Origin of the sequence: Stenotrophomonas sp. GD04024, from assembly GCF_029837545.1 — a bacterium.
In the GTDB taxonomy this organism is placed as follows: Bacteria; Pseudomonadota; Gammaproteobacteria; order Xanthomonadales; family Xanthomonadaceae; genus Stenotrophomonas; species Stenotrophomonas forensis.
Genome location: NZ_JAOEDV010000058.1, coordinates 19,799 through 28,577 on the forward strand (window position 1 = coordinate 19,799; position 8,779 = coordinate 28,577).

Sequence of the window (8,779 nt, forward strand, 5' to 3'; positions counted from 1 at the left end):
CCAGACGCGAACCGCTCCAAGTGACTGATACGAAAGACAACACCAGCAACGCCAAGGCGTCCAAAGAACACACCCCGCTGATGAAGCAGTTCTTCGCGGCCAAGTCCGACCATCCGGACCTGCTGCTGTTCTTCCGCATGGGCGATTTCTACGAGCTGTTCTACGACGATGCGCGCAAGGCCGCGCGCCTGCTCGACATCACCCTGACCCAGCGCGGCAGCTCCGGCGGTGCGCCGATCCCGATGGCTGGCGTGCCGGTGCATGCCTACGAGGGTTATCTGGCACGGCTGGTGGCGCTGGGTGAGTCGGTGGCGATCTGCGAGCAGATCGGCGATCCGGCACTGGCCAAGGGCCTGGTCGAACGCAAGGTGGTACGCATCGTCACCCCCGGCACCGTCACCGACGAAGCGCTGCTGGACGAGCGCCGCGATACCCTGCTGATGGCCCTGTCGCGCACGAAGCAGGGCTACGGCCTGGCCTGGGCCGACCTGGCCGGCGGCCGCTTCCTGGTCAACGAGGTGGAAACCGACGACGCGCTGGAAGCCGAACTGGCGCGGCTGGAGCCGGCCGAACTGCTGGTGCCCGACGAAGAGAACTGGCCGGAATTCCTGCGCCAGCGTACCGGCGTGCGCCGCCGCGCGCCGTGGCTGTTCGACGCCGACAGTGGCCGCCGCCAGCTGCTGGCGTTCTTCAAGCTGCATGACCTGAGCGGTTTCGGCATCGATGACAAGCCGCGCGCCACGGCTGCGGCCAGCGCCCTGCTCGGCTATGTCGAAGAAACCCAGAAGCAGCGCCTGCCGCACCTGACCTCGATCGCGATGGAAACCGCCGGCGAGGCGATTGCGATGAATGCCGCAACCCGCCGCCATCTGGAACTGGATACGCGCGTCGATGGCGACACCCGCAACACCCTGCTGGGCGTGCTGGACAGCACCGTGACGCCCATGGGCGGGCGCCTGCTGCGGCGCTGGCTGCACCGCCCGCTGCGCCTGCGCGAGGTCCTGGTGCAGCGCCACCATGCGGTGGAAACGCTGATCGACCGCGGCAGTGATGCCGACATCCGCGAGCAGTTCCGCCGCCTGGGCGACCTCGAACGCATCCTCACCCGCGTCGCACTGCGCTCGGCGCGCCCGCGCGACTTCTCCACCCTGCGCGATGGCCTGGGCCTGCTGCCGGCAGTGCGCGAGGTGCTGGCGCCGCTGGATTCTCCACGCCTGCAGGCGCTGCACGCCGCGCTGGGCGAACATGACGAATGCGCGCAGCTGCTGGCCAGCGCCATCGCCGAGATGCCGCCGCTGAAGCTGAGCGATGGCGGCGTGCTGGCCGACGGCTTCGACGAGGAGCTGGACGAGCTGCGCCGCCTGTCCACCCATGCCGACCAGTTCCTGGTCGACCTGGAACAGCGCGAGCGCGAGAGCAGTGGCATCGCCACCCTGAAGGTGGGCTACAACCGGGTGCACGGCTATTACATCGAAATCAGCAAGGGCCAGTCCGACCGCGCACCGGTGCACTACACCCGCCGGCAGACGCTGACCAACGCCGAGCGCTACATCACCGAGGAACTGAAGGCCTTCGAGGACAAGGTGCTGTCCGCGCGCGACCGTTCGCTGTCGCGCGAGAAGTACCTGTACGAGCAGCTGCTGGACACCCTCGGCGGGCAGCTGGAACCGCTGAAGCAATGCGCGGCGGCGCTGAGCGAGCTCGACGTGCTGGCCGGCTTCGCCGAACGCGCGCAGGCGCTGGACTGGGCACGCCCGGAACTGCAGGCCGAGCCGTGCCTGAAGATCGAGCGCGGCCGCCACCCGGTGGTCGAAGCGGTGCGCGAACAGCCGTTCGAACCGAATGACCTCGACCTGCATCCGGACCGCCGCATGCTGGTGATCACCGGCCCGAACATGGGCGGTAAATCGACCTACATGCGGCAGAACGCGCTGATCGTGCTGCTGGCCCACATCGGCAGCTTCGTGCCGGCCAGCCGTGCGCTGATCGGCCCGATCGACCGCATCCTGACCCGCATCGGCGCCGGTGACGACCTCGCCCGCGGGCAGTCCACCTTCATGGTCGAAATGGCCGAGACCAGCTACATCCTGCATCACGCCACCGCGCACTCGCTGGTGCTGATGGACGAGATCGGCCGTGGCACCTCCACCTATGACGGCCTGGCCCTGGCCGACGCGGTGGCCCGCCACCTGGCCTACCAGAACCGCTGCTACACGCTGTTCGCCACCCACTACTTCGAGCTGACCGCGCTGGCCGACGAGCAGCACGAAGGTGGCCGCAGCGGCATCGCCAACGTGCACCTGGATGCGGTCGAGCATGGCGAAGCGCTGGTGTTCATGCATGCGGTGAAGGACGGCCCGGCCAACCGCAGCTTCGGCCTGCAGGTGGCGGCACTGGCCGGCCTGCCCCGCGCCACCGTGGCGCAGGCGCGTCGTCGCCTGGCCGAGCTGGAGCAGCGCGGCGGAGAAAGCCATGCCGCCGAGCTGGCACCGCAGGCGCTGGATGCACCGCAGCAGTTCGGCCTGTTCGCAGCACCCTCCAGCAAGGCGCAGGAAGCGCTGGCGGCGATCGACCCCGACGAGCTGACCCCGAAGCAGGCGCTGGAAGCGCTGTACCGGCTGAAGGCGCTGCTGTAACCGCAGCACACGTCCATGGCCTCCCGCCTGGCCGCGGGGGGCCAATTGAAAGATTCCACAAATCCGATTCTGCTTTTCAATTGACAGAATCTATTAACCTGAACGAATCATTCGATTATTCATTTCATCTGGCCCTAGCTACAGTCGAGTGAAGATGTTTCCCACGTCTTCACCGCCACCAGGAGCCAGCCGATGAGCCAGTCCGACAACAACAACGCCAAGTGCCCTTACCACAGCGCCCCGACGCCTGAGGAAGGCGCCCAGCAGCAGCGCGAGCTGAGCACCACGCCGAAGCAGAAGCACGGTGACGACCCGGTCACGCCGATGACCACGGCCTTCGGCGCGCCGGTGGTGGACAACCAGAACAGCAAGACCGCCGGCCCGCGCGGCCCGCTGCTGATGGAAGACGTGTGGCTGCTGGAGAAGCTGGCCAATCTCAACCGCGAGATCATTCCCGAACGCCGCATGCACGCCAAGGGCTCGGGCGCGTTCGGCACCTTCACCGTCACCCACGACATCAGCAAGTACACCCGCGCCAAGCTGTTCGAGAAGGTCGGCAAGCAGACCGAAATGTTCGCCCGCTTCACCACGGTGGCCGGCGAGCGTGGCGCCGCCGACGCCGAGCGCGACATCCGCGGCTTCGCGCTGAAGTTCTACACCGAAGAAGGCAACTGGGACCTGGTCGGCAACAACACGCCAGTGTTCTTCCTGCGCGACCCGCGCAAGTTCGCCGACCTCAACAAGGCGGTCAAGCGCGACCCGCACACCAACCTGCGCAGCGCGCGCAACAACTGGGATTTCTGGACGCTGCTGCCCGAAGCCCTGCTGCAGGTGACCGTGGTGATGAGCGACCGCGGCATCCCGCGCAGCTTCCGCCACATGCACGGCTTCGGCTCGCACACCTACAGCTTCACCAACGCCGACAGCGAGCGCTTCTGGGTGAAGTTCCACTTCGTCAGCCAGCAGGGCATCGAATCGCTGACCGACGCACAGGCGCAGATCCTGGTCGGCCATGACCGCGAAAGCCACGGCCGCGACCTGTTCGCCGCCATCGACAAGGGCGACTTCCCGAAGTGGAAGCTGTTCATCCAGGTCATGCCGGAACTGGATGCGGAAACCTACCGCGTGCACCCGTTCGACCTGACCAAGGTGTGGCCGAAGAGCGACTACCCGCTGATCGAGGTCGGCCAGTTCGAACTGAACCGCAACCCGGTCAACTGGTACCAGGACGTGGAGCAGTCGGCGTTCGCACCGAGCAACCTGGTGCCGGGCATCGGCCCGTCGCCGGACAAGATGCTGCAGGCGCGCCTGTTCGCCTATTCCGATGCGCAGCGTTACCGCCTGGGCGTCAATCACCACCAGATCCCGGTGAACGCTGCGCGCTGCCCGGTGCACAGCAACCACCGCGATGGTGCGATGCGCGTGGACGGCAACTACGGCGGCCTGCCGCACTACGAGCCGAACAGCTACGGCCAGTGGCAGGAGCAGCCGGAGTACCGCGAGCCGCCGATGAAGATCCGCGGCGATGCCGACTTCTGGAACTTCCGTGAGGACGATGCCGACTACTTCAGCCAGCCGGGTGCGCTGTTCCGCAGCTACAACCAGGCGCAGAAGGACCGCCTGTTCGCCAACACCGCCCGTGCCCTGGGCGATGCGCCGGACTTCATCAAGCAGCGCCACATCGACAACTGCAGCAAGGCCGACCCGGCTTACGGTGCCGGCGTCGCTGCGGCCCTGAAGGCGCTGGCCAGCCAGCCGTCGGACCCGTTCAAGCCGGCACAGCCGGAAACCGACTTCCCTGCCGCCACCCCGGGCGCGGAAGACATCGAGCTCTGATCGGCCTCCCCCGTGTACGGCACGCCGCCTCCCCGTGAGGCGGCGTCGCCGTTTTAACGGTCCGCGTCGTACCTTCTGCACGCCCCATCCCAATCGAGGATTCCCCTGATGAGCCTGACCGATGAACTTCTCGCCAAATTGCAGGGCGCTCCGCTGCAGCAGGTGTCGCAGCAGCTCGGCATCAGCGATACCCAGGCCTCCGGCGCGATCAGCACCGCGCTGCCGGTGCTGATGGGCGCGCTGGGCAACAACGCCGCGCAGCCGCAGGGGGCGCAGGCTCTGCTCGGCGCGCTGCAGAACAACCACAGCGGCCTGGACCTGGGCAGCGTGCTCGGTTCGGTGCTGGGCGGAGGTGGTGGTGGTGCCGCCAGCGATGGCGCCGGCATCCTCGGCCACATCTTCGGCGGCAGCCAGCAGAAGGTGGAAACCGGCCTGGCCCAGGCCACCCAGCTCGACAGCGGCCGCACCAGCCAGCTGCTGCAGATCCTCGCGCCGATCGTGATGGCCTTCCTCGCCCAGCGGCTGGGTGGCGGCCAGGCCGATGCCGGCTCGCTCAGCCAGGCGCTTGGCCAGGAAAAGCAGCAGGTGCAGCAGCAGGGCGGCATTGCCGGTGGCCTGCTCGGCAGCGTGCTGGACCAGGACGGCGACGGCCAGTTCGGCATGAGCGACCTGTTGAAGCTGGGCGGCAACCTGCTCGGCGGCAAGCGCTGACAGGCGCTGTTGCCGGGGATGACCCAGCATGATCTGCATCGCCGCGGATCACGCCGGGCCCTGCCCGGCGTCCTACCGGTTCCCGGCCTTCAGCCGCTGCAGGATCGGCGCGAACAACGGCGCCTGCATCGAGCGCGGCGGCACCGCTGGCTTTCCCTGTTCCTGTGCCTGCCAGTACGACCACGGCAGCACCTTGTCGCCCAGTTCGTAGTCCATGCCGTCCCAGCCATCCTCGCGGAAGGCGTAGAAGGCCCAGTGCACCTTGTCCTGTTCCAGCACCTGCAGCACGTCCTGCAGGTAACGGCTGCAGTCGGGCCAGCGGCGCATGCAGCCGAATTCACCAACCACCATGCGGTTGGCCTCCACCCCGTGCGCCTTCGCCCAGTCCATCGGCTGCTGCAGGTAGCTGCGTACGCGCGCCGCGTCCCAGCGCTCGCTGTGGCCGCCGAACGGCACGCTGCCCGGGTAGCGCCAGGGCTTGGCCCGCTTCTGGTTGGGCGCACTGGTCGCCGCGTACGGCTCGTACATGTGCACGCTGTACAGCAGTTTCGCGTCGTCCAGCGGTGCCGGCCAGTAGTTGAAGCCATCGGCCGCCGCATACCATCCGGCATCCAGCATCAGCGGCATTTCCGTGTCGACCTCGCGGATGCGCGCGATCAGCTCCGCGTAGAAGCGGCGCAGATCACGCGGGCCGTCCTGCACCCCGGCGTACCACTGCTGCATCGCCTCGCTGGACGCATGTTCGGCCAGGCCGGCACCGAATTCCGGCACCGGTTCGTTGATCAGGTTGTAGGCGGCCAGTGCGGGATGCCCTTTCAGCGCCACGGCCAGGTCATGCCAGAAGCGTAGCGCCGGTGCGTGATTGTCGAACGACTGCCACAGGCGCTGGTCGACCTTGTCACCGTTGTGCTGCTTCCAGCGCAGCAACGGCAGCGACAGCGGGGTGAGCACCACTTTCAGTCCGGCCGCGTTGGCATCGTCCAGCACGCGGCGCAATGTCGCCAGATCGGCCGCGACCAGCCCTTGATAGTCGTCCGCGTTGCCGATCAGGAAGTCGCGGCCGCCCTGCGCCTTCCACTTGTCCGGTACCAGCCGCACCCAGGTCGCGCCGGTCGCACGCAGCGCCTCGAAGTAGTCCCGGTCCGGAGGCGACACGTTCATGCTGTTGCCTCCGCGCTGCGGAGCATCCCAGAAGGTGATGTCGGCGGCGAAGGCCGGGGCGGCGGTGGCGAGGGCCAGGCACAACAGGCTGCGGCGCAGGAACATGAGGGTCTTCCATGAGAAGGACGATCCAACGTGCGGGGCACACACCGAACGCAGGCTGAGTGCGCGCGGCACAGCGACCATGAACCGCGCTACCCGCTCGCTCTGGTGGGTGCGAACCGTTGGTTCGCACGCTCTCCGCTGGACCAGACCCGGCGGGCAACCCTCAAAGCGCGTCCAGATCGCCAAGCGCACGTATCAACCGCCGCGCGCGCTTGTCCGGCTTGTGCTCCGGCGGCTGGAAGCCATCGCGGGCGGCGATGCGCAATGCGCGCTGCTCGGCACGACGCGCCTTCGAGGCTTCGCTCTCGGTGTACAGCTGCTGCGCCGCCGGGGCCGGCCCGCGCTGGTCGCTCAGGCCCAGTACCTGGATCTCGAAATGCTCTTCGCCGCGATCGACCTGCAGCTGCTCACCCACGCGCACGGCGCGCGAGGATTTCGGGCGCTGGCCAGCCACGCTGACCTTGCCGGTCTCGATGGCCTGCTTGGCCAGGCTGCGGGTCTTGAAGAAACGGGCCGCCCACAGCCAGATGTCCAGGCGGACAGTGGGCGACAGCGGGGAAAGCTCATGCATCGGTGCGTACTACTCCGGTGGCTTGTTCAGGGGACGCGGATGGTCGGGGTCGGTACGGCAACCGCTGCCCCCGATCAGGGTGGGTACGCCAGCGGACAGATCCTGGCGCTGGCTGCCGACCAGGCATTCGGGCCGGTCGGTCGGCCGCACCTGGGTATCACCCAGCCGGTCGTCCATCGAACATGCGGCCAGTACGACGCCGATCAAGGCCAGCGCCATGCCCCGTCCCACCCGTAGTCGTTGATGCATTGCCACATCCCGCAAACCGGCTTGGTGCTAGTGTGCGCCTCCCGGGAATCGATCACCACTCCATGGCCAAAGCGCCGCTTGACCTGACCTCCGGCCCGATCGGCCGCAATCTCCTGCTGTTTTCCCTGCCGATCCTGGCCGGCAACATCGCGCAGTCGCTGAATGGTTCGGTGAATGCGGTGTGGGTGGGGCGCTTCCTCGGCGAGGCGGCGCTGACCGCCACCGCGAACGCCAACAACATCATGTTCTTCCTGATCGGCTCGGTGTTCGGTTTCGGCATGGCCTCGACCATCCTGATCGGCCAGGCCATCGGCGCACGCGACATTGCCCAGGCGCGGCGCGTGGTCGGTACCAGCGCCACCTTCTTCATCGGCCTGTCGGTGATCATCGCCATCGCCGGCTGGTTCATGGCGCATCCGCTGCTGGCGGCGATGGGCACGCCGGCCGCCTCGCTGCCGCTGGCCGAGGCCTACCTGCAGATCATCTTCCTGGCGATGCCGACGCTGTACGCGTTCGCCTTCCTTACCGCCGCGCTGCGCGGTGCCGGCGATTCGCGTACGCCGTTCCGCTTCCTGATGGTGTCGGTGGCGCTGGACATCGTGCTGAACCCGGTGCTGATCTTCGGCATGGGGCCGTTCCCCGCGCTGGGCATCGCCGGCTCGGCGTGGGCCACGCTGGTCGCGCAGACCCTGTCGCTGGCCGGCCTGCTGCTGTACATGCGCCACAAGCGCCACACACTGTGGCTGGGGCGTGCCGACATGCGCCTGTTCAGGCTCGACCTGACCATCCTCAAGGCGCTTGTGCTCAAGGGCGTGCCGATGGGCCTGCAGATGGTGCTGATCTCGCTGTCGGTGATCCTGCTGATGACCATGGTCAACCAGTACGGCACCGCTACCGGCGCAGGCTATGGCGCCTCGCTGCAGCTGTGGAACTACCTGCAGATGCCGGCGATGGCGATCGGTGCGGCCTGCTCGTCGATGGCCGCGCAGAACGTGGGCGCACAGCGCTGGGACCGCGTGCGTGGCACCGCACGCCAGGGCGTGATGTTCAACTTCCTGCTGACCGGCGCGTTGATCCTGCCGCTGGTGGTGTTCGATCGCCAGCTGCTGGCGCTGTTCCTGCCGCCGGCCAGCGAGGCATTGGACATCGCCCGCCATCTCAACCATGTGGTGATCGGCTCGTTCCTGTTCTTCGGCGTCAGCTTCGTGATCTCCGGCGTGGTGCGCTCGACCGGCGCGGTGATTCCACCGCTGCTGATCCTGGCCGGCTCGCTGTGGGGCGTACGCGTGCCGTTCGCCGAACTGCTGCAGCCGTACTGGGGTGCCGATGCGATCTGGTGGAGTTTCCCGGTCAGCTCGTTCGTGTCGATGCTGCTGTCGCTGGCGTATTACCGCTGGGGCGGCTGGCGCAAGGCGAAGATGATCGGCAAACCTTCGCACGCCGAGGAACTGGCCACGCCCTCGGAAATTCCGGCCTGCCCGCCCTCGCCGGTGGCCGACCCGGATGCGGC

General features: G+C 67.6%; 7 protein-coding genes. 4 read left to right on the forward strand and 3 right to left on the reverse strand.

The window, feature by feature from the left end:
- The first annotated feature begins 80 nt into the window (after positions 1–80).
- The 3 genes from mutS (at position 81) to N7590_RS16250 (ending at position 5,183) form a co-directional block, all read left to right on the forward strand.
- Positions 81–2,636, forward strand: coding sequence for a DNA mismatch repair protein MutS (gene mutS, locus N7590_RS16240; RefSeq protein ID WP_053449146.1), 2,556 nt, complete (start codon positions 81–83; stop codon positions 2,634–2,636).
- Positions 2,637–2,960: 324 nt separating this feature from the next.
- The gene (locus N7590_RS16245; RefSeq protein ID WP_187299810.1) at positions 2,961–4,472 is read left to right on the forward strand and encodes a catalase; all 1,512 of its coding nucleotides are present in this window, start codon (positions 2,961–2,963) and stop codon (positions 4,470–4,472) included.
- A gap of 108 nt (positions 4,473–4,580) precedes the next feature.
- A complete protein-coding gene (locus N7590_RS16250; RefSeq protein ID WP_053509452.1) occupies positions 4,581–5,183 on the forward strand; it encodes a DUF937 domain-containing protein in 603 nt (200 codons plus the stop codon).
- A 72-nt stretch (positions 5,184–5,255) separates the two neighbouring features.
- Here the strand turns inward: N7590_RS16250 and N7590_RS16255 are convergent, their stop codons facing one another.
- From N7590_RS16255 to N7590_RS16265, 3 genes are all read right to left on the reverse strand, one after another.
- On the reverse strand, positions 5,256–6,449 hold the full coding sequence (locus N7590_RS16255) for a cellulase family glycosylhydrolase (RefSeq protein ID WP_239544261.1): 1,194 nt from the start codon (positions 6,447–6,449) through the stop codon (positions 5,256–5,258).
- 163 nt (positions 6,450–6,612) lie between these two features.
- Positions 6,613–7,020, reverse strand: coding sequence for an RNA-binding S4 domain-containing protein (locus tag N7590_RS16260; protein ID WP_164241392.1), 408 nt, complete (start codon positions 7,018–7,020; stop codon positions 6,613–6,615).
- A gap of 9 nt (positions 7,021–7,029) precedes the next feature.
- Entirely contained in the window at positions 7,030–7,269 is a 240-nt protein-coding gene (locus tag N7590_RS16265; protein ID WP_053449143.1) for a hypothetical protein, read from the reverse strand.
- 62 nt (positions 7,270–7,331) lie between these two features.
- Between N7590_RS16265 and N7590_RS16270 the strand changes: the two genes are divergently transcribed.
- The coding region (locus N7590_RS16270) for an MATE family efflux transporter (RefSeq protein ID WP_279935729.1) at positions 7,332–8,779 on the forward strand (1,448 nt) is incomplete at its 3' end.